Raw genomic sequence first — 22072 nt, 5'->3', positions numbered from 1 at the left:
ATTATAACACATTTATTCCATTTCTTGCAAAAAATATAGTAAAATGTTAAAATAAATCCATATCTATGCAGTTTGGCTGTATTTTCGAAAGAATGATGCTGCAGAAGAAAGATTTAAAGATTATTTTATACCAAAATATCGAGGATAGGTAAATGAGCAAAAATCGAAGCCTGATCGGAAAGATAGAATGGGGACGGATGTTGAAAAAGCTTTCCCCTTATACAATAAAAAAAGGGCTGCTTTATTTGAAGCATTATGGCCCGAAAGAGTTCTGGATACGCCTTCATGAGAGATTTGAGCCGGAGGAGGTTCCCTATGGTCCCTGGTACGAGGCGTATGTGCCGGATGAAAAAACACTGGAGGAGCAGCGGAAGCATTCTTTTTCCCATGCACCTTTGATCAGTGTGGCAGTTCCTGCCTACAGGACTCCTCCGCAGTTCCTGAGAGAGATGATAGAATCTCTTGTGGCTCAGACATACGGGAACTGGGAACTGTGCATTGCCAATGGAAGCCCCGATGATTCGGCGATGGCAGAGATTCTGGAAGAATATGAAAAAAAAGACCGCCGCGTGCGCTTTAAAAATCTGACGAAAAATCTTGGGATCGCGGAAAATACCAATGCAGCGCTTGCCATGGCAGAGGGAGAATTTGTGGGACTTCTGGATCATGATGACCTTCTGGCACCGAATGCACTTTATGAGGTGGTTTGTGCTCTTGAGAAAAATCCGGAAGCAGATGCTGTGTATACAGACGAAGACAAAGTTACCATGAATCTGGAAGAACATTTTCAGCCGCATCTGAAACCGGATTTTAATCTGGATCTTCTCAGATCCAATAATTATATCTGTCATTTTTTTCTGGCGAGAAAATCGGTGATAGAAACAGCAGGCGGTTTTCGGCGGGAATTTGACGGTGCCCAGGATCATGATTTTATTTTCCGCTGTGTGGAAAATTCCAGAAAAGTGGTTCATGTACCGGAAATTCTTTATCACTGGAGGACGCATAAGGCATCTACTGCCGACAATCCGGCAAGTAAAATGTATGCCTATGATGCGGGCAAGCGTGCGATTGAAGCACATCTGAAGCGGACAGGGACGGATGGAATCGTCAGTCACACACCGGATCTTGGATTTTTCCGTGTGAAATATCCGGTACAGGGAGAACCGATGGTTTCCATTATCATTCCAAATAAAGATCAGAAGGAATCGCTGGAAGCCTGCCTGAATTCTGTTCGTGAGAAGACGAAATACACAAATTACGAGATTATCATTATTGAGAATAACAGTACATCTGAGGAGATTTTCCGTTATTACAGAGAACTGTCGGCAGATCCCCGAATCCGTCTTTTGCGCTGGAAAAAGGAATTTAATTATTCCGCCATTAATAATTACGGTGTCCGCCATGCCAAAGGGGAATATCTTCTTTTTCTGAATAATGATGTGACTGTGATTACAGAGGACTGGATGGAGGAAATGCTTGGCGTATGTCAGCGTCCGGAGGTCGGAGCTGTGGGCGTGAAACTGATTTATCCGGACAACACGATTCAGCATGCGGGGTGTGTTGTGGGAATGGGTGGTATTGCCGGACACATGTTTACGGATATGCCTGCCAACAGAACCGGTTATCTGCATAAGGCATCCATCCTGCAGGATATGAGTGCTGTAACTGCAGCATGCATGATGATGAAGAAATCTGTTTTTGACAAAGTGGGCGGTTTTACAGAAGAACTGGCGGTGGCTTTTAATGACGTAGACCTCTGTCTGAAAACAGGAAGGGCCGGTTATCTGGTTGTTTATGATCCTTATGCGCAGCTGTGGCATATGGAATCCAAATCCCGCGGAGCGGAAGACAGCAAAGAAAAGGTGCGCCGTTTCCAGACGGAAATTGAATATATGCGCAGCCACTGGATTGATATTCTGAAGAATGGGGATCCATATTACAATAAAAATCTTTCCCTGACTAAGTGGAATTATTCGCTTCGTCCATTGCCCGGTACATCGGCCCCGAAATGATTTACGGGTCGGTATGCTGGAAGGGGAAAAACAATATGATTACGGATAAGGAGAAACAATGGAGGAAGTATCGGTCGTAATTCCAAATTATAACGGAATTGCCTATCTGGATGGAGTATTAAGTTCCCTGGAAAGGCAGACGATGAAAAATTATGAAGTGATTCTGGTAGACAATGGTTCTTCAGATGGCAGCAGTGCTTTTGTGATGGCAAATTATCCATGGGTTCATCTGATAGAACTGCCGGATAATTTCGGTTTCTGTAAGGCGGTAAATGAAGGAATAAAGGCATCCAGAGCACCGTATGTATTGCTTTTGAATAATGATACGGAAGCAGCTCCGGATTTTCTGGAGGAAATGACAGCTGCGATCCGCAGACATAAAAAAGCTTTTTCCTGTGCGGCAAAAATGGTACAGTTCCATGACCGGGACAAGCTGGATGATGCTGGGAATTATTACTGTGCGCTTGGCTGGTCTTATGCCAGAGGCAAGGGAAAAGATATTCATACTTACGAAACGGAAGAGCAGATTTTTGCAGCCTGCGGTGGAGCAGCTATATACAGAAGGAAAATCCTGGATAAGATCGGGCTTTTTGATGAAGAACATTTTGCCTATCTGGAGGATACAGATATCGGTTATCGCGCAAGAATTTACGGGTATGAAAACTGGTATGCCCCACGGGCGATGGTTTACCATGTGGGAAGCGGTACCACGGGATCCCGTTATAATCATTTTAAGACCAGATATTCTTCCAGAAATAATATCTATCTGATTTACAAAAATATGCCGTTTCTTCAGATTCTGCTGAACATGCCGTTTCTTCTTGCCGGATTTGGGACCAAATTCTTATTCTTTGCGGTCAAAGGAATGGGAAGAGAGTATCTGGCAGGTATCAAAAATGGTTTTCAGATCAGCAGAAAAGGAAGGAAAGTTCCGTTTTTATTCAAAAATCTGCCGAATTATGTAAGAATTCAGCTGGAATTGTGGCTGAATATGGTCAGACGTTTTGCGATGTTCTGATGCTTTTTATAGAAATTTTATGAAAACGCGAAAAAGATATGGTTGCTTTTGCTTTCTATCTATTATAATATAAAAGTTATGAAAAAGACAGGGATATGAAAAAGATGGAACTATGAGATAAATTGAGGTGTCAAATTGATTAAAGATAATCAGAAAAATTTCAGCCGTCTGCATGTGCTGATTGATGCCGTTGTCATTGCTGTTTCGTATATATGTGCATGGGCGATCCGCTTTGTCGGACCTTTTTCCGCATCTGCGGTGCGCAGCAGGAGCTTTGAACAGTATATGATCCTGCTGGTGTTTATGATTCCTTTATATCTGATTCTGTACCATGCATTTACACTGTATACGCCGCTGCATATGCAGGGCAGAAGGCTTGTACTCTCCAATGTGGTCAAAGCGAATACACTTGGACTTCTGATCGTGATAACAGCGCTGTATGTGGTACGTGAAGGAAACCTTTCCCGTACGACTTTTGTGATCTTTTATATCATCAACATCTGCCTGGAATGGGGCGTGAGGATGCTGATCTTCAAGATCTTAAGAGATATGCGCAAGAAAGGACGATATCAGAAGCAGATCATTCTTGTGGGATACAGCCGTGCAGCAGAGGAATATATAGACCGTATCCGGCAGAATCCTCAGTGGGGATATGTGATCAGGGGAATTCTGGATGACAATGTGCCTGCAGGAACGATGTATCATGGTGTGAAAGTGATCGGGAGAATTGCCAATCTGATGGTCATTCTTCCTGCGAACCGGCTTGATGAAATTGCAATCACACTCGGGCTGAATGAATACTACCGCTTGGAAGAAATTGTTGCACTGTGTGAGAAATCCGGCGTGCATACGAAATTTATTCCGGATTATAACCGTATTATTCCGACGAAACCGTATACGGAAGACATTCTTGGTCTTCCGGTGATCAATATCCGCTATGTTCCGCTGAGCAATACGTTTAATGCTCTGGTAAAGCGCATTATGGATATTTTTGGTTCGATTGCGGCGATTATTATTTCTTCACCGCTGATGCTTGTGATGTGTATTCTGATCAAGCTGACTTCACCGGGACCGCTGATCTATAAGCAGGAACGTGTGGGACTCCACAACAGGACATTCCGGATGTACAAGTTCCGCTCTATGGAGGTTCAGGCGGAAGAACAGGAGAAGAAAGCCTGGACAGTCAAAAATGATCCGAGAGTGACTCCGGTGGGGAAATTCATGCGTCATACCAGTATTGATGAACTTCCGCAGCTTTTTAACATTTTAAAAGGGGATATGAGTCTTGTCGGTCCCAGACCGGAACGTCCGTTTTTTGTGGAGAAATTCCGGGAGGAAATACCGAGATATATGGTAAAGCATCAGGTAAGACCAGGACTTACCGGCTGGGCACAGGTCAACGGATACAGGGGGGATACCTCCATCCGTAAGCGTATCGACTATGATCTTTATTATATTGAGAACTGGACCATTGGTTTTGATATCAAGATATTGTTCCTGACGTTTTTTAAAGGTTTTGTTAACAAGAATGCATATTAGGATAAGGGGAAAAAATATGTCAAAGCGAGGGAAAAAGAAATTACTGTTTTTGATTGAGATTGTTATTCTGCTGATTTTTATCGGCGGGCTGTTTGTGTACGGACAGATTACTTCCAGGCTGAACAAAATTGAACAGCCTGTCCTGGATGAAGAAAAGATTGAAGTGAATCCGGAAGTCATGCAGGCAGAACAGACGACACTGACAGGATATACGACTTATGCATTGTTTGGTATTGACAGACGTACGAAAAATGCGAATTATGCAGGAGAGAACAGTGATACGATCATCATTGCCAGTGTAAACAATGACACCAAGGAAGTGAAGCTGGTTTCTGTTTACCGTGATACTTTGCTGAATGTGGGAAATGATACCTATTCAAAGGCCAATGCAGCATATGCTCTTGGCGGAGCGGAACAGGCCATTTCCATGCTGAACACCAATCTGGATCTGAATATCCGGGATTATGCAACCATTGATTTCAACGCTCTGACTGCAGCAGTGGATGCTCTCGGAGGACTGGATATGCCTCTTTCCTATGCAGAGATTGTGCATATGAACAGTTACTGTAAGGAAGTGTCAGTAGAAACAGGCAAAAGCTATACACCGATTGAGGAACTGGAAACACCGCCGGAAGATCAGGAGGCGATTTACGGAACCTATCATTTAAATGGTGTACAGGTGACCTCTTATTGCCGTATCCGTTATACGGCAAGTCTGGATATGGGCCGTACAGAGCGTCAGAGACGTGTGCTGCAGATGCTGGTGGATAAGGCGAAACAGGCAGGGCTGACTTCTATATTCAGTCTGATGGATGAGGTTTTCCCGATGGTTACGACATCTCTTTCCAAGACAGATATTCTTCAGCTGATTCCATCTATGATTGGTTACAGCATGGATGAAACGACAGGTTTTCCGCAGAATTTCAAATTTGCGGATATCAACAAGGGAAGTGTGATCGTACCCACATCGCTGATTTCCAATGTGGAGGAGCTTCATAAATTCCTGTATGGAGATGATGTAGATTACACTCCTTCTCCGACAGTGTCCGCATATAGTGACAGGATCGATGAAATTGTTGCCAATGGAGGAGAAGGTGCTTCGATTACGGAAACTCCGGAAGAATCTGTGGAAGATATCTGGACGGATACATCCAGTGATACCAGTTATGATTACAGCTATGATACGGATTATGATAATAGCTATGATTATAGTGACGGCAGCACAGATTATGATAACGGCTATGATTACGGCGGTGATACCGGAGGGGATTACGGCGGTGATACCGGAGGGGATTACAGCGGTGATGATGGAGAAGACTACGGTGATTACGGTGGAGACACGGGAGAAGATTACAGCAATGATTACAGTGACGGTTCTGATTATGATTACAGCGGTGATGATTCTTCCTATTACGAAGGTTATGAAGACGGCACGGAAGAATAAGGTGAGAACCGGAATCTGTTTTTCGGAAAAGCTTCTTAGAGGGGAATTTCCGATTGGCGGTTATCATTATGTCTGAATATAAAAAATCAGAAACCATCCCTGCAGGAAATGCAGGGGTGGTTTTTTGGAAACAGAGGGAAATTATGGAAAAAATGAGAGTAGATATGATTATACCCACATATCATCCTGGTCAGGAATTACGCAGTCTTCTTACAAGACTGACCAGACAGAGTTTTGGCGTCAGCAGAATTCTGATCATGAACACAGAAGAAGAATTCTGGGATAAGAAGCTGGAAGAGGATTTTCCGATACTGGAGGTACACCATCTGAAAAGGGAAGAGTTCGATCATGGCGGAACAAGAAGAGCAGCAGCAGCTCTTTCGGATGGGGATATTATGGTATTTATGACTCAGGATGCCATACCAAAGGACCAGAATCTGATAGAAAATCTGGTACTCGCACTGGAACCTGAGAATGTGGGAGCGGCCTACGCAAGGCAGCTTCCTGCACCGGACTGCCGTTTTCTGGAAAGATGTACGAGGGCTTTTAATTATCCGGAAGAGTCGTGTGTAAAAACATCAGCAGATCTGCCGCGCCTGGGGATTAAGACCTTTTTCTGCTCCGATACATGTGCGGCGTATAAAAAGCAGGTATATGAGGAAATGGGCGGTTTTGTGGAGAAGACGATTTTTAATGAAGATATGATCATGGCGGGACGTATGGTACAGAATGGCTATGGAATTGCTTATGCAGCAGATGCGAGAGTGATTCATTCTCATAATTATTCTGCAATGATGCAGTTTCACCGGAACTTTGACCTTGGAGTTTCACAGGCAGAACATCCGGAGATTTTTCAGGGAATCTCTTCAGAGGGAGAAGGAATCAAATTGGTAAAAAAGACAATTTCCATTTTATGCCGCAAAGGACGATTCTGGCTGATCCCAGTTCTGGTTGTTCAGAGCGGAGCCAAATATGCAGGATATTTTCTCGGAAAACGTTATCAGAAACTGCCGAAAGCATTAGTTCGCCGGTGCAGTATGAATAAGTCGTACTGGGAATAGACAGAAAAAAAGAGAAACATGGTTTTTTTGAGAAAATATCACAATTTCAACACAATTCCCTGTTACACTGTTTTTATTAAACCGAAAGATTTGAACTGTGATGTTTTCAGGAAAAATGTAAGGATTAGAGAGTGTTTGAAGAGTGCTTTCCGACAGATGTGCATGACAGTTTTGACAGACAAAAAGATGATTAAGGAATAGATGCTGAAATAACTGCAGTGGTTACTTGCAGCAGAAGGGAGTTACAGATTATGAGTGATGAGATGAAATGGGGACAGGAGCCTCGTGAGGCGGTGGATTACGACAGTGTTTCCTCTGATACAGCACAGAACAACTGGGATCCGGTATCCGGTACCCAAACGGCTCTTTCCAAAGAACTGGAAGAGCTGAAAGGTGCGGATATTCCATGGCTGAATCAGATCCCGGAAATGAATCAGAGAGCACGTGAAAATCAGGAAGTACGGCAGACGCGTATCTTACAGGAAACAGAAACGCAGGCGGACCGGAGGTCGGAAGAAACGTCTCGGGAGACAGCAGCAGAAGGATCGGCAACATCGTCATCAGAGCTGGGAACACCGGTATCGGAACCTCAGACCCAGACTGGTTCCGGTGGAGGAAATGGACCGGTTCCGCCGCGATATGCACACTATGAGATGCATCAGGGACGCCGTCCGACGAACCCGCAGCCGCCGAAAAAACCTGAAAAAAAGGGAAGTTTTCCGGCGAAGCTCGCGACAGTTGCAGCACTTGCAGTGGTGTTTGGACTTGTTGCCGGCCTTGTTTTTCAGGGAGTTAATCTGGTAACCGGCAAATATGTACAGTCCTATCAGGATTCTTCTGTTGGAATGACAGAGACAGTTCCGGAGGCAGAAAGCCAGGAGGCGTCTTCTGACAATACAGATATTTCTCAGCTGGTAGCTCAGAGCGGCAGTGTAGCTGGTGTCGCACAGGCGACACTTCCGTCAGTAGTAGCGATTACTTCTGTAAGTATTCAGGAAATTCCGAGTTTCTTTTCTTATTATGGGTTTGGCTACGGAACACAGGAATATCCGAGTACAGGCAGCGGTTCCGGTATTATTGTGGGAGAAAATGATGATGAACTCCTGATTGCAACGAATAATCACGTTGTGGAGGGAGCAACTACATTAAGTGTCTGCTTTATCGGCAATGATGTGATAGGAGCGGAAGAAGAAACGCAGAGCCTTGCAAGCGGAGACAGCGACAGCCTTGCAGAAAATGCTGTCAGTGCCAAAATCAAGGGAACAGATCCGGAAAACGATCTTGCTGTTGTGTCTGTAACGAAATCAGATATTCCGGAGGACACCATGTCAGAAATCAAGATTGCTCAGCTTGGGGATTCAGATAATCTTGTAGTCGGAGAACAGGTTGTAGCAATTGGTAATGCTTTGGGATATGGTCAGTCTGTGACTTCAGGTTGGATCAGTGCACTGAATCGTACAGTGACTATGGAGGATGGAAGCAGTTCCGATCTGATCCAGACAGATGCAGCAATCAATCCTGGCAACAGCGGCGGTGCTCTTTTGAACATGCGGGGCGAGCTGATCGGTATCAATTCTGCGAAATATGCAGATAATGCAGTGGAAGGTATGGGATATGCAATTCCCATCTCCAAGGCACAGCCGATTCTGGAAGAGCTGATGAGCCGCAAGACACGTGATAAGGTGGACAGTGATAAAGCGGCATACCTTGGGGTAGTTGTTGCTGATCTTACTACCGAGGCAATCCAGATGTATAACATGCCTGCAGGTGCGTTTGTCACAGAAGTCAGTGAGAATACCGCAGCAGAGGCAGCAGGAATCCGGAAGAGTGATATCATTGTGAAACTGGATGGACAGAAAGTCAGCGGCAGAGATGATCTGATAGAGAAACTGTCCTATTATGCAGCCGGTGAAGAAGTGGAGATTGTTGTGAACAGGGCAGATAATGGAGAGTATGTAGAACATACGCTGACCGTAACGCTTGGTTCCAAAGCTGATGCAAATAAATAAAACAGAATGTTATGAGGAGATCCGTCTGCGGGTCTCCTTTTTGTCATATCGGGAAAGGGGGCGTATGTTCCTGTGATATAATAAAAAACTTTCAGGCAAATTTTTTATAAGAAAAAAGAGGATTTTCATTTTATAAAAAGTTTATTTCCTAACATCTTATGATATGATATAATAAAAGCCATATAAAAATACAGGAAACATTGCTTCGTGAATAACGGTACAGATCTGCAGATATATGAGAGATATCGTTGTTTAAAAATACTGGGCGATGATCACAGAGAATAGAAAGGAGTCTATATGACAGACGAGTTTGACAGCAGAGAAGAGCTGGAAGAGGAAAACATGAAGGAAGAAGACGATACCGAGTATGAGAAATACTGTTTTCTTTGCCGCAGATCTGAAAGCCAGGCAGGGAAGATGATCGACCTTCCCAATAATATACATATTTGTCCGGATTGTATGCAGAAGAGCTTTGATACGATGAATCAGCAGATGAGCAATGGGAAGATGAATTATTCCAATCTGCTGAACATGCCGGGAGTGAGCATGATCGATCTGAGTAATTTTAACAATCCTGTGCAGCAGCCGAAAAAAATAAAGAAAAAGAAAGAAGCCCGCAAACCGGCACTTGATCTGAAAAATATTCCGGCACCCCATAAGATCAAAGCAACTCTGGATGAATATGTGATTGGCCAGGAATATGCCAAGAAGGTGATGTCTGTAGCTGTATACAATCATTATAAGAGAGTTGCTACAGATACAATGGACGAGATCGATATTGAGAAATCAAACATGCTTATGATCGGACCGACAGGCTGCGGTAAAACGTATCTGGTAAAAACACTGGCAAAACTTCTGGATGTTCCGCTTGCGATTGCGGATGCGACATCTCTGACAGAGGCAGGCTATATTGGTGATGATATCGAAAGTGTCGTATCCAAACTTCTTGCAGCTGCAGATAATGATGTGGAGAAGGCAGAGCATGGAATCATCTTTATTGATGAGATCGATAAGATTGCCAAGAAGAAAAATACCAACCAGCGTGATGTGAGCGGAGAAGCTGTTCAGCAGGGGATGCTGAAACTTCTGGAGGGAAGTGAAGTGGAGGTTCCGGTAGGAGCCAACAGCAAGAATGCCATGGTGCCCCTGACCACGGTAAATACCAGAAATATTCTGTTTATCTGCGGCGGTGCGTTTCCGGATCTGGAAAGTATTATCAAAGAGCGCCTGAACAAACAGGCATCCATTGGATTTTATGCAGATCTGAAGGACAAATACGATGACGACCCACATCTTCTGGAAAAAGTGACTGTGGACGATCTTCGGAATTTTGGGATGATTCCGGAATTTCTCGGACGTCTGCCGATTATTTTTACCCTGAACGGTCTGAATGAGGATATGCTGGTAAAAATCCTCCGTGAGCCGAAAAATGCAATTTTGAAGCAATATCAGAAGCTGCTTGCTCTGGATGAGGTCAAACTTGAGTTTGATGAAGATGCGCTGAAAGCCATTGCAGAAAAAGCCATGGAAAAGAAAACAGGTGCCAGAGCACTCCGGGCGATTCTGGAGCAGTATATGCTTGATATCATGTATGAAATACCGAAAGATGACAGTATCGGCCAGGTGATCATTACCGGTGATTATATCAGAGGCACCGGCGGACCGAGAATTTTTCTGAGAGGGCAGGAAGTGCCGGCGCTGGAAGGTTAGAGCGTGTTTGAAAATTGCTCAAGTGTTATCCATGCTAAATAACCACTTGTTTTGCTGGCTTGCTTTTCGGATGGCACAGATGTAAAATCAATGATTTGGGATCTGACATGATAGAAAGGAGAAGGATTATGGGAACAGATTTTTTTGATGATCTTGGGGAAACATTGTCAAGAACTGCCCGGGAGTTTGGAGAACGCGCGGAGTCACTTTATGAGACCCAGAAGCTTCGCGGCAAGATTAGCGTCGAAGAGCGCGCGGTAACGAAACTTATGGCAGATCTGGGCAGGACTTTGTACAGAACCTATATGAAGGGCGAAGAATTGACAGAAGAGCAGATGACTCTTTGCAGCCAGATCGACAGACATAAAGATGTCATCAGCCGGTATAAGGCAGAAATGGCAGGAAAGAAAGGCAAGAAAATCTGTCCGTGCTGTGGAGAATCCGTAGATCAGTATGCAGCGTTCTGTCCTTATTGCGGTGCGGCGTGTCCGGTTCCGGAGAAAAAAGAAAAGACCGGAAAAACAGCAGACAGTGAAGAACAGACCGCAGAGGAACCGGAAGACCCGGCAGAGGAAAGCGCGGAAGACAGTTCGGTGGAGAGAACTGCTGAAAAGCCAGAAGATAGCCCGGCGGAAGAGTCTGCTGAAGAGCCAGAAGGCAGCCCAGTGGAAGAATCTGGTGAAGGGTCAGAAAACAGCCCAGCGGAAGAATCAGCCGAAATGGATCCGGAAAAACCGGAATAAAAGTTTCCGGATAAAAATGAAATAAGACTGTACCAATGGGGGAATGACATCTGTCCGATGTTGTTTCCCATTAAATGAGGAAGGAGAAAAGGGAAATGGAAAGTCCCGTCCGGACTTCCATCAGGAATCGTGTCCGCAAATAAGACAGGAGAAACTTCTACTGTGCAGCATGATATGGCAATCGTATACGGCAAAAAAACAACGTATGTTATTTGTGTATTTTCCAGCAACATCGGAGAGTATTATGGCATCAACGGAATCCGGAATATTTCCAGATATGTCTATAATTATTTGAATTAGAAAATGATATAGAGATGGAAAAAACAGGGCAGGAGAGAGGTTTCTGCCCTGTTGTCAAAAAAAATCAAATTTTTTTAATTTTTTTAAAAATACCTATTGACTTTTTGGAATACATAGGTTATTATAAGTGAGCAGTCGCGAGAGAGCGATTGAAAATCAGAAATGCAGGAGTGGCGGAATTGGCAGACGCGCAGGCTTCAGGTGCCTGTGGTCGCAAGATCGTGTGGGTTCAAGTCCCATCTCCTGCATTATTTTTTTGCCAAAGGGGGCCTTATGAAAATTGAGGTCTCCTTTTGTTGTACAAAAAAATTGTTATCACCAGATTTATTTTTAGTAAAGGATTGTGTTGAAAAAGAGAAACTCTTGTGATACAATCTTGAAGATTTAGGATAAAATAATACTTAGACAGAAAAACGACAGAAAGGGAGATTGTATGAAAGCATTTCTGATATTAGAAGACGGCCATGTATTTACAGGAACAAGTATCGGGTCTGCAAGGGAAGTGATCAGCGAAATCGTCTTTAATACTTCCATGACAGGTTATCTGGAAGTTATGACCGACCCTTCCTATGCAGGACAGGCAGTTTGCATGACTTATCCGCTGATCGGTAATTATGGAATCTGTTATGATGACCAGGAATCCATGAAACCATGGATTGATGGCTTTATTGTCCGAGAATTATCACGTATCCCAAGCAATTTCCGCAGCGTGGACACTATTCAGCATTTTCTTGCCAAACATGACATCCCGGGTATTGCTGGTATCGACACCAGAGCCCTCACCAAAATTCTCAGAGAAAAAGGTACCATGAACGGTATGATCACTGTAAATGAGAATTATGATTTAGATACAATTATCCCCCGATTAAAAGCATATACAACCGGCAAAGTAGTAGAAAAGGTAACCTGCAGAGAAAAGACAGTTCTGAAAGGTGATGGACCGAAGGTAGCACTGATGGATTTTGGTGCGAAGCGCAACATTGCAAAATCCTTAAATGAAAGAGGATGTCAGGTGACTATTTATCCGGCACTGACACCGGCTGAAGAAATTCTGAAGGACAATCCGGACGGTATTATGCTGAGCAACGGCCCTGGAGATCCGAAGGAATGTACTTCGATCATTAAGGAAATCCGTAAGCTTTACGATTCAGAAGTTCCGATTTTTGCGATCTGCCTGGGACATCAGCTGATGGCTCTTGCAACCGGCGGAGATACTTATAAAATGAAATACGGTCACAGAGGCGGGAATCATCCGGTCAAGGATCTTGCGACAGGAAGAGTTTACATTTCTTCCCAGAACCATGGATATGTAGTGGATGCAAGAGGACTTGAGGAGAAAAATATCGCAAAACCGGCATTTGTCAATGTCAACGATGGAACTAATGAAGGTATGGCTTATGTGGGCAAGAATATCTTTACTGTACAGTTCCATCCGGAAGCATGTCCGGGACCGCAGGATTCCAGCTATTTATTTGACAGATTTATGGAAATGATGGGAGGTAAGAGATAATGCCGAAGAATAAAGACATTCACAAAGTACTTGTCATCGGATCCGGTCCAATCATCATTGGACAGGCCGCTGAATTTGACTACGCAGGAACTCAGGCATGCCGTTCTCTGAAAGAAGAAGGCATGGAGGTTGTACTTCTGAACTCCAATCCTGCTACCATCATGACTGATAAAGATATTGCTGACCGTGTTTATATCGAGCCACTGACAGTGGAAGTGGTAGAACAGCTGATCCTCAAGGAAAAGCCGGACAGCGTGCTTCCGACTCTTGGAGGTCAGGCAGGTCTGAACCTTGCCATGGAGCTGGATGAAAAAGGTTTCCTGAAAGAACACAATGTCCGACTGATCGGAACGACAGCCGAAACGATCAAAAAGGCAGAAGACCGTCAGGAATTCAAGGACACCATGGAAAAAATCGGTGAGCCTGTAGCAGCATCCAAGGTAGTAACTACTGTGGAAGACGGTCTTGCATTTACCAATACCATTGGTTATCCGGTGGTTCTTCGTCCTGCCTATACACTGGGCGGAAGCGGCGGCGGTATTGCACATAATGAATACGAGCTTCGTGAGATTCTGGAAAATGGTCTTCGTCTTTCCCGTGTAGGAGAAGTTCTTGTAGAACGCTGTATTGCCGGATGGAAAGAAATCGAATATGAAGTAATGCGTGACAGTGCAGGCAATTGCATTACTGTCTGCAACATGGAAAATATCGACCCTGTCGGTGTGCATACCGGTGACTCCATCGTTGTTGCACCGTCTCAGACCCTTGGAGATAAAGAATATCAGATGCTCCGTACCTCTGCTCTGAATATCATCACAGAGCTTGGTATTACCGGCGGCTGTAACGTACAGTATGCACTGCATCCAGAGAGTTTTGAATATTGTGTAATTGAGGTAAATCCACGTGTAAGCCGTTCTTCCGCGCTTGCAAGTAAAGCGACCGGTTATCCGATCGCAAAGGTGGCAGCCAAGATCGCGCTGGGATATACTTTGGATGAGATTCCGAATGCCATCACAGGCAAGACTTATGCAAGTTTTGAGCCGATGCTGGATTACTGTGTTGTCAAAATCCCGCGTCTGCCGTTTGATAAATTTATTACTGCCAAGAGAACTCTGACGACGCAGATGAAAGCAACCGGTGAGGTTATGAGTATCTGTCATAATTTTGAGGGCGCTCTCATGAAAGCCATCCGTTCTCTGGAGCAGCATGTGGACAGCCTGATGTCCTATGATTTTTCCGGACTTTCTTCGGAAGAACTTCTGGACGAGCTGAAGATTGTGGATGACCGCAGAATCTGGAAGATCGCAGAAGCAATCCGCAGAGGACTTTCCCAGGAGATGCTTCATGAAGTAACACGAATCGATCACTGGTTTATCGATAAGATCGCGATTCTTGTGGAAATGGAACAGACCTTGAAACATCAGGAACTGACACCGGAGATCCTTCTGGAAGCAAAACGCATGGAATTCCCGGATAATGTGATTGCCAGACTTACCGGCAGGACAGAAGCCGAAATCAAAGCTCTGCGTCAGGAATGGGGAATTACCGCTGCATACAAAATGGTTGATACCTGTGCGGCAGAGTTTGCGGCAGCAACCCCGTATTATTATTCTGTATACGGCAATCAGGAAACAGAAAACGAAGCAGTTGCCACACCGGATAAAAAGAAGGTTCTGGTTCTTGGCTCCGGTCCGATCCGTATTGGTCAGGGTATCGAATTTGACTTCTGTTCTGTACACTGTACCTGGGCATTTTCCAAAGAAGGATACGAGACGATTATTGTCAATAACAACCCGGAAACAGTCAGCACGGACTTTGACATTGCAGATAAATTGTACTTCGAGCCTCTGACTCCCGAGGATGTGGAAAACATTGTAAATATTGAAAAACCGGACGGTGCTGTTGTACAGTTCGGTGGCCAGACTGCAATCAAACTTACAGAAGCGCTGATCAAAATGGGTGTAAAAATCCTTGGAACTTCTGCAGAAAATGTGGATGCAGCTGAGGACCGTGAGCTCTTTGACGGAATTCTGGAACAGTGCCAGATCCCGCGCCCGAAGGGACATACGGTATTTACGGCAGAGGAAGCCAAAAAAGCTGCCAACGAGCTGGGATATCCGGTTCTGGTACGTCCTTCCTACGTGCTTGGCGGACAAGGTATGCGTATTGCAGTCAGTGATGAGGATGTGGAAGAATACATCGGTGTGATCAATCAGATCGCACAGGAACATCCGATTTTGGTAGATAAATATCTGGTTGGTAAGGAAATAGAGGTCGATGCTGTCTGCGACGGTGATGATATTCTGATTCCTGGTATCATGGAGCATATTGAACGTGCCGGTATCCATTCCGGTGACAGTATTTCCGTTTATCCTGCACAGACCATCAGTGCACAGGCAAAGGCTACGATTGCAGAATACACCAGCCGCCTTGCGAAAGCCCTTCATGTAATTGGTATGATCAATATCCAGTTCATCGTATGTAAGGATGAAGTATATGTAATCGAAGTAAATCCGCGTTCCAGCCGTACCGTTCCTTATATCAGCAAGGTAACCGGAATTCCGATCGTACCGCTGGCAACCAAGGTGATTCTTGGATATAAGCTGAGAGATCTGGGCTATGAACCGGGACTTCAGCCGGAGGCAAAACACATTGCCATTAAGATGCCGGTATTCTCCTTTGAAAAAATCCGTGGTGCGGATATCAGCCTCGGACCGGAAATGAAATCCACCGGTGAGTGCCTTGGTATTGCGGAAACCTTCAATGAAGCTCTTTATAAAGCGTTCCTTGGTGCAGGAATCAAGCTTCCGAAATATAAGAATATGATTATTACGGTAAGAGAGGAAGATAAACAGGACATCATTCCGATTGCCAGAAGATTTGAAGCTTTGGGATACCGCATTTACGCAACGAGAGGTACAGAAAAAGTTCTGAAGGAAAATGGCATCAAAGCAATCCGTACCAATAAGCTTGAACAGCCGGCTCCGAATCTGATGGACCTGATTCTCGGTCATAAGATCGATGTGGTCATTGATACGCCGCCGCAGGGTGTGGAGCATCAGAAAGACGGATTTGTGATCCGGAGAAATGCCATTGAGACAGGTGTTAATGTTCTGACTTCTCTGGATACTGCAGAAGCACTGGTAACCAGTTTGGAGAATACAGATCTGAATCATCTGACGCTGATCGATATTGCTACTATTGCAAATCGTTAATTTCTGATTCATTTATCAGGCGAAGATTCCTGGAAGGTGTCTGGAAATTCATTTCCAAACACGCGCAAAATCCATGGAATCTTCGCCTTTGTTATGATATACTTACAGCGGAATATAATTGATATTGATGAAGAAGGGAGAAAACATGAACATTATCGAATTGATCAAGGTAATCATCCTTGGTATTGTGGAGGGCATTACGGAATGGCTTCCGATCAGCAGTACCGGACATATGATTCTGGTAGATGAATTTATGCATCTGAATGTTTCGGAAGAATTTATGGAATTCTTTCTGGTGGTCATCCAGCTGGGGGCAATACTGGCGGTAGTCGTTCTTTACTGGAATAAGCTGTGGCCTTTTTATATCCGCAAAATTCCGAAGAAAACGCAGAGAGCACTGAATCAGCAGCCTGCAGTTTCACGGTGGATTCTCACATTTGTAGAGAAATTCTGTGATAAGGATAAATGGATTTTGTGGTTCAAGATTCTGGTTGCCTGTATTCCGACCATTGTGATCGCATTGCCGTTTAATGACATTATTGAAGAGAAATTTAATAACTATGTGGTGGTTGCCATTGCATTGATTTTCTATGGTGTGCTGTTTATCTTTATTGAGGATTACAACAAGAAGAGAAGACCGACCTGTACCTCTCTGGAGGAAATGTCTTTCAAGACCGCATTTTTGATCGGTATTTTTCAGGTGCTTTCAGTGATTCCGGGTACTTCCCGTTCCGGTTCTACTATTATCGGAGGAATTCTTGTGGGAACTTCCAGAACTGTTGCAGCAGAATTTACGTTTTTCCTGGCAATCCCGGTTATGTTCGGAGCAAGCCTTCTGAAACTGATCAAATTCGGATTTGCCTTTTCCGCCAGCGAGGTAGTGATTCTGATCGTGGGTGTCGTGGTTGCATTTGTGGTTTCCATCCTTGCAATCAAATTCCTGGTGGGATATATCAAGAAGCATGATTTCAAGGCATTTGGATGGTACAGAATCGTTCTTGGTGTCCTTGTGCTGGGATATTTCATTGGAAAAACATTGCTGTTTAAAGCCTGAAAAGGGTTTGCAGATATATTAAAATTTTTCAGCGGAAAAGAAAAATGGGGGATTTTTCCAGCTGAATAGCAGGGAGGTATTTTATATGGGAAAGTATGTTATGGCGCTGGATCAGGGAACAACCAGTTCCCGATGTATTCTTTTTGATAAAAAAGGAAACATGTGCAGCGTAGCGCAGAAAGAATTTACACAGTTTTATCCGCATCCGGGATGGGTAGAGCATGATCCACATGAAATCTGGTCTTCCCAGATGGCGGTTGCCATTGAAGCCATGGGCATGGTTGGCGCCGATGCAGCGGATATTGATGCGATTGGTATTACGAATCAGCGTGAGACAACGATTGTCTGGGACAAAACAACGGGCAATCCGGTTTATCCGGCAATTGTATGGCAGTGCCGCAGGACAGCCGGAATGATTGAAGAACTGGAAAAAGAAAGATTTACAGAAGTAATCCGCAAAAAAACAGGACTGATTCCGGACGCTTATTTTTCCGGTACGAAGATCAAATGGATCCTGGATTATGTGGACGGCGCCAGGGAAGCGGCAGAAAGAGGAGAACTTCTTTTTGGAACGGTGGATACCTGGCTGATCTGGAAGCTGACCAAAGGAGAAGTCCATGTAACGGATTATACCAATGCTTCCAGAACGATGCTTTTTGATATTCATAAGAAACAATGGGATGATGAAATTCTGGACAGACTTGGGATTCCAAAATGCATGCTTCCGGAAGTGAAACCAAGCAGCTGTATTTATGGATATACAAATGAAAATCTGATCGGAGGCCGTATACCGATTGCAGGAGCTGCAGGTGACCAGCAGGCTGCGCTTTTCGGACAGTGCTGTTTCCGGGAAGGTGATGTGAAGAATACATATGGGACTGGCTGTTTCCTGCTGATGCATACCGGCAATCATGCAGTGGAATCCAGTCAGGGACTTTTGACGACGATTGCGGTGAATCCGGACGGAACACCGGGATATGCGCTGGAAGGAAGCGTATTTGTGGCTGGTGCTGCAATCCAGTGGCTGAGAGATGAAATGAAGATTCTGGACAGTGCAGCGGAATCCGAGAAGTACTGTCTTTCTGTACCGGATACCAATGGTGTTTATGTGGTTCCAGCGTTTACAGGACTTGGCGCACCGTACTGGGATCAGTATGCGAGAGGGGCTGTTCTCGGATTGACAAGAGGAGCAGGACGCGCGCACCTGATTCGTGCGACAGTGGAATCTCTGGCATATCAGGTACAGGATGTGATTGCCGCTATGCAGAAGGATGCAGGAATGAAACTCAGTTCTCTGCGTGTGGATGGCGGAGCAAGTGCCAATAATTTCCTGATGCAGTTCCAGGCAGACATTCTGGATGCAAAAGTTGTACGTCCGAGCTGTATTGAAACAACAGCTCTGGGAGCTGCGTATCTTGCAGGCCTTGCGACCGGGTTCTGGAAAGATGAAGAGGAGATTAAAGCCAACTGGCAGGAAGGCCGTGTGTTTGAGGCTGAAATTTCGGAAGAAAAACGGGCAAAACTCCTGAAAGGCTGGAAAAAGGCTGTGAGATGCACCTTTGACTGGGCGAAAGAAGAGTAGAAAGACTGCCGCTGCTGCAGATATGATTCTGTGGAAGCGGCAGTCTTTTTTGGTATTGCAGTAATCAAAGATAAAGAATCTCACCGGTGCGGCTTACGTCATAACCTGTCTGGCTGTGCAGTCCGGCTTTAAAATCATCGGAACGGACGATATCCACAATGGCGGAGTATCCCGGATTTTCCAGGCGGTCCGCTTCTGCTACCAGAAACATGGGAATTGTGGTGAGCGGAAGGAAATCCAGAGTGCCGGACTGTCGGGAAATATATTCTTCTCCGATGGCAGTATCTGCTTTTCCATTGATGATGGCAGCTGCAGTGGAAAGGTCTGATACCAGTTCGTGCCGGTATCCTGAAATTTCCAGAGGGGAGATTCCCTCTTTTTTTAAAGCTGTGTCAAGATATATCCGTCGGGTACTGCCTTTTTCGCGATTGGCGAAAATTACGTCAGCGCGGGTCAGATCCTGGAAAGAATGGATATTCTTGGGATTCCCGCTGCGCACATAGAAGCCCATGGAGTATTCGTACAGATAGATGGCGGCAATGGGAGTGCCCGGAATCAGCTGAGGCAGAATTTCCGGAGAAAGGCTTGCTGCCGCAATATGTGCCTTATTAAAATAAAGCGCATAAAGACCGTTATAGGTATTCATATGTGACTGCAGAATAGGCATTCCTTTTGGATGGACAGCCATGAGACCGCACAAAAGCTCCAGAGCAGCGGAAGTCTGCCCGCTTAGGATCAATCCGTTGGAATTCAGCAGATAATCTCTCTTCAGAATAGAACTTTCTGGCTGGACATCGGGAATGAAACAGGAAATAGTTGCGACGATAATATTGCCGCCTCCGATGTCAATGGAGACGATCGAGTTAACTGCACCTTTGTTGATATTGATGACTTTTCCTTTTAACTGATTTCTTGCACTTAATTTCATGATTTTTCCCTCTTACTGTTGATAGTGTGTTTTTGTTTTGTGGTGAATTGTTTTGTGATGTATTTGTTTTGTGATGTATTGTTTTGTGGTAATGATGATATACGCATCTGTTTATGGCCTGGCTGGTTTTGTATCTTTTGAAATAATACAGTGATAAAACTATTTATTATAACTCAATAATACTTCACTATACCGAATTTAAAATTATGTTATTATGTTTTAAAGCGATTTACAAGAAGATGAATTGACAGGAATGGAAGATTGAGTAAGATTGAGATAAAATGAAACAAAACTGAACAAAACAAAATAAAAACGAACAAAAAGGAGAGAAGATAATGAAAAAACGTATATTTGCAGTACTTATGGCGGGAATGATGGCTGCAGGACTTACTGCGGGAACCGTGCAGGCGTCAGAAGAGCCGACGGAGGAGCTGAGCGGGGAGGTTTATGTATTTATTGCGGCAAGTTTGAGCAATGCTATGGAAGAAATCCAGAAAAACTTTAACGGGCAGTATCCGGATGTGGAGATTCTTTACAATGCAGACAGCTCCGGTACACTTCAGACACAGATCGAAGAAGGATCCAGATGTGATATTTTCTTTTCAGCAGCAACAAAACAGATGGATGCTCTGGTGGAAGAGGGACTTGCAGAAGAGGATACGGTAACAGATCTTCTGGAGAATAAAGTCGTTCTGATCAAACCGACAAGTGGAGAGACTGCCGTTACAGGATTTGAGAATATCACAGATGCAGCGAATCTGGCTCTTGCAGGAGAGAGTGTTCCGGTTGGTCAGTATGCCCGTGAAATTTTTACCAATATGGGAATGATGGATCAGGTAGAAGCGATGGAGATCAATGAAGGCAAGAATGTAACAGAAGTTCTTGCAGCAGTGGCTGAGGGCAGCAATGAAGTAGGTATTGTTTATGCAACTGATGCAGCATCCGTTGCAGACCAGGTGGAGATTATCGCAGAAGCACCGGCAGATGCTCTTCAGACTCCGGTACTTTATCCGGTGGGAATGATCACAGATCAGGAGGCTTCAGAAGGAGAAATTGCAGCAGCAGAGGCTTTCCTTGCATATCTGAAGACGGATGAGGCTTTGGCTGTATTTGAAGATTATGGATTCAGTCCATATACAGCAGAAGATGTGGAAGAAGCTGAGGAAGCTGTTGAGGAGACTGCAGAGGATGCAGAAGAAGCTGCCGAGGAAACAGAAGAAACCGCAGAGTAAAAATTAGAGCGTGTTTGAAAGCAGAAGAAATGAATAAGCAGTACAGAAATCAAAAGATCCGGAAAGTGAGACTGTAAATTCTGTACAAATCAGGAAAATCGGAGCAGGTTCCCCAATAAATACGGAGCATGCTCCGATTTTTTGCAGTGAGGAGAATCCTTTGCATATTCCTGCGGAGAAATTTACATATTCCTGCGGAGAAAATAGAAATGATTATCCGGCAGCGTTTATTTCTCTTTTATGAAGAAATAGCATGGATTATTTCTCCGGATAATATCTGTATTTTTTACAATATTTGTATTAGAATATTCGTATCAAAGCGAAAAAAGATTTGTGCAGAGGTCGGGAAAAGAATAACAGATTGAAGAAAAGAATCTGGACAGAATACAGGGATGATTTCTGACAATTGTGTAAACAGACAGGAGAGAGAATTGTATGATGACATTGATCTTTAGTATTTTGATGATATGGATTTTTGGGAAACTGATTGGATTTGCATTCAGGGCTGCCTGGGGTGTGACAAAAATACTGTTTACATTCCTGTTTCTTCCTGTTGTATTGATTGCCCTGGTAATTGGCGGACTGATTTATATAGCACTTCCGTTGCTTCTGATTATTGGAGTTGTGGGGATGATATTTGCGTCAAAATAAAAGATAATATATCACAGAATAGCTGGAATTTCCCAAAGATTTCCAGCTATTCTGCTATTCTCTG

Annotated in this window: 15 protein-coding genes, 1 tRNA gene and 1 pseudogene; 16 read left to right on the top strand and 1 reads right to left on the bottom strand. The window is 44.3% G+C overall.

What is annotated here, in order from left to right; genetic code table 11:
- Positions 1 to 152 precede the first annotated feature (152 nt).
- The 14 genes and pseudogenes from ACTNEW_RS05645 to glpK all read left to right on the top strand — a co-directional run bounded on the left by ACTNEW_RS05645 (position 153) and on the right by glpK (position 19197).
- The gene (locus tag ACTNEW_RS05645) at positions 153 to 2012 is read left to right on the top strand and encodes a glycosyltransferase family 2 protein (RefSeq protein WP_441058850.1); all 1860 of its coding nucleotides are present in this window, start codon (positions 153 to 155) and stop codon (positions 2010 to 2012) included.
- Between the two features lie 58 nt (positions 2013 to 2070).
- Entirely contained in the window at positions 2071 to 3030 is a 960-nt protein-coding gene (locus ACTNEW_RS05640; RefSeq protein WP_441058848.1) for a glycosyltransferase family 2 protein, read from the top strand.
- A 135-nt stretch (positions 3031 to 3165) separates the two neighbouring features.
- Positions 3166 to 4569 carry an undecaprenyl-phosphate glucose phosphotransferase gene (locus ACTNEW_RS05635; protein ID WP_441058847.1) on the top strand — a complete coding sequence of 468 codons (1404 nt, stop codon included), beginning with the start codon at positions 3166 to 3168 and terminating at the stop codon, positions 4567 to 4569.
- A gap of 16 nt (positions 4570 to 4585) precedes the next feature.
- Positions 4586 to 6013: an LCP family protein gene (locus ACTNEW_RS05630; RefSeq protein ID WP_441058845.1), complete on the top strand. Its 1428-nt coding sequence runs from the start codon at positions 4586 to 4588 to the stop codon at positions 6011 to 6013.
- A 143-nt stretch (positions 6014 to 6156) separates the two neighbouring features.
- Positions 6157 to 7074, top strand: coding sequence for a glycosyltransferase family 2 protein (locus tag ACTNEW_RS05625; RefSeq protein ID WP_441058844.1), 918 nt, complete (start codon positions 6157 to 6159; stop codon positions 7072 to 7074).
- A 251-nt stretch (positions 7075 to 7325) separates the two neighbouring features.
- Positions 7326 to 9083 (top strand): S1C family serine protease, encoded by a 1758-nt coding sequence (locus ACTNEW_RS05620; RefSeq protein ID WP_441058842.1) that lies wholly within the window; start codon positions 7326 to 7328, stop codon positions 9081 to 9083.
- Between the two features lie 297 nt (positions 9084 to 9380).
- Positions 9381 to 10793, top strand: a complete 1413-nt coding sequence (gene clpX, locus ACTNEW_RS05615) for an ATP-dependent Clp protease ATP-binding subunit ClpX (protein ID WP_441058840.1) — start codon at positions 9381 to 9383, stop codon at positions 10791 to 10793.
- Between the two features lie 128 nt (positions 10794 to 10921).
- The gene (locus tag ACTNEW_RS05610; RefSeq protein WP_441058838.1) at positions 10922 to 11536 is read left to right on the top strand and encodes a zinc ribbon domain-containing protein; all 615 of its coding nucleotides are present in this window, start codon (positions 10922 to 10924) and stop codon (positions 11534 to 11536) included.
- 111 nt (positions 11537 to 11647) lie between these two features.
- Positions 11648 to 11836 (top strand): annotated as a pseudogene (locus ACTNEW_RS05605) (serine hydrolase); the annotation flags it as partial.
- A 164-nt stretch (positions 11837 to 12000) separates the two neighbouring features.
- Positions 12001 to 12084: transfer RNA gene (locus ACTNEW_RS05600), tRNA-Leu, on the top strand.
- A gap of 185 nt (positions 12085 to 12269) precedes the next feature.
- Positions 12270 to 13346, top strand: a complete 1077-nt coding sequence (locus ACTNEW_RS05595) for a carbamoyl phosphate synthase small subunit (protein WP_441058836.1) — start codon at positions 12270 to 12272, stop codon at positions 13344 to 13346.
- A complete protein-coding gene (gene carB, locus ACTNEW_RS05590; protein ID WP_441058834.1) occupies positions 13346 to 16561 on the top strand; it encodes a carbamoyl-phosphate synthase large subunit in 3216 nt (1071 codons plus the stop codon). Before ACTNEW_RS05595 ends, carB begins: the two co-directional genes overlap by 1 nt.
- Positions 16562 to 16706: 145 nt before the next feature.
- Positions 16707 to 17615: an undecaprenyl-diphosphate phosphatase gene (locus ACTNEW_RS05585; protein WP_441058832.1), complete on the top strand. Its 909-nt coding sequence runs from the start codon at positions 16707 to 16709 to the stop codon at positions 17613 to 17615.
- A gap of 85 nt (positions 17616 to 17700) precedes the next feature.
- Positions 17701 to 19197 (top strand): glycerol kinase GlpK, encoded by a 1497-nt coding sequence (gene glpK, locus ACTNEW_RS05580; protein ID WP_441058830.1) that lies wholly within the window; start codon positions 17701 to 17703, stop codon positions 19195 to 19197.
- Positions 19198 to 19261: 64 nt separating this feature from the next.
- Here the strand turns inward: glpK and ACTNEW_RS05575 are convergent, their stop codons facing one another.
- Positions 19262 to 20125, bottom strand: a complete 864-nt coding sequence (locus ACTNEW_RS05575; RefSeq protein WP_441058828.1) for a substrate-binding domain-containing protein — start codon at positions 20123 to 20125, stop codon at positions 19262 to 19264.
- Positions 20126 to 20460: 335 nt separating this feature from the next.
- Between ACTNEW_RS05575 and modA the strand changes: the two genes are divergently transcribed.
- Both modA and ACTNEW_RS05565 read left to right on the top strand, forming a co-directional pair.
- Positions 20461 to 21357 carry a molybdate ABC transporter substrate-binding protein gene (gene modA / locus ACTNEW_RS05570; protein ID WP_441058826.1) on the top strand — a complete coding sequence of 299 codons (897 nt, stop codon included), beginning with the start codon at positions 20461 to 20463 and terminating at the stop codon, positions 21355 to 21357.
- 435 nt (positions 21358 to 21792) lie between these two features.
- The gene (locus ACTNEW_RS05565) at positions 21793 to 22008 is read left to right on the top strand and encodes a hypothetical protein (RefSeq protein WP_441058824.1); all 216 of its coding nucleotides are present in this window, start codon (positions 21793 to 21795) and stop codon (positions 22006 to 22008) included.
- Positions 22009 to 22072: the final 64 nt, after the last annotated feature.

The organism is Blautia sp. HCP3S3_G3, assembly GCF_052063365.1.
In the GTDB taxonomy this organism is placed as follows: Bacteria; Bacillota; Clostridia; order Lachnospirales; family Lachnospiraceae; genus Blautia_A.
This window is presented reverse-complemented; position numbering and strand designations above follow the sequence as displayed.

Excerpts from the sequence above, each read along its gene's own strand:
- modA (WP_441058826.1), top strand. The coding sequence starts at position 20,461 with ATGAAAAAACGTATATTTGCAGTACTTATGGCGGGAATGATGGCTGCA.
- ACTNEW_RS05575 (WP_441058828.1), bottom strand. The coding sequence starts at position 20,125 with ATGAAATTAAGTGCAAGAAATCAGTTAAAAGGAAAAGTCATCAATATC.
- ACTNEW_RS05595 (WP_441058836.1), top strand. The coding sequence starts at position 12,270 with ATGAAAGCATTTCTGATATTAGAAGACGGCCATGTATTTACAGGAACA.
- ACTNEW_RS05565 (WP_441058824.1), top strand. The coding sequence starts at position 21,793 with ATGATGACATTGATCTTTAGTATTTTGATGATATGGATTTTTGGGAAA.
- ACTNEW_RS05645 (WP_441058850.1), top strand. The coding sequence starts at position 153 with ATGAGCAAAAATCGAAGCCTGATCGGAAAGATAGAATGGGGACGGATG.
- ACTNEW_RS05585 (WP_441058832.1), top strand. The coding sequence starts at position 16,707 with ATGAACATTATCGAATTGATCAAGGTAATCATCCTTGGTATTGTGGAG.
- ACTNEW_RS05610 (WP_441058838.1), top strand. The coding sequence starts at position 10,922 with ATGGGAACAGATTTTTTTGATGATCTTGGGGAAACATTGTCAAGAACT.
- clpX (WP_441058840.1), top strand. The coding sequence starts at position 9,381 with ATGACAGACGAGTTTGACAGCAGAGAAGAGCTGGAAGAGGAAAACATG.
- carB (WP_441058834.1), top strand. The coding sequence starts at position 13,346 with ATGCCGAAGAATAAAGACATTCACAAAGTACTTGTCATCGGATCCGGT.
- ACTNEW_RS05625 (WP_441058844.1), top strand. The coding sequence starts at position 6,157 with ATGGAAAAAATGAGAGTAGATATGATTATACCCACATATCATCCTGGT.
- ACTNEW_RS05620 (WP_441058842.1), top strand. The coding sequence starts at position 7,326 with ATGAGTGATGAGATGAAATGGGGACAGGAGCCTCGTGAGGCGGTGGAT.
- ACTNEW_RS05640 (WP_441058848.1), top strand. The coding sequence starts at position 2,071 with ATGGAGGAAGTATCGGTCGTAATTCCAAATTATAACGGAATTGCCTAT.
- ACTNEW_RS05630 (WP_441058845.1), top strand. The coding sequence starts at position 4,586 with ATGTCAAAGCGAGGGAAAAAGAAATTACTGTTTTTGATTGAGATTGTT.
- glpK (WP_441058830.1), top strand. The coding sequence starts at position 17,701 with ATGGGAAAGTATGTTATGGCGCTGGATCAGGGAACAACCAGTTCCCGA.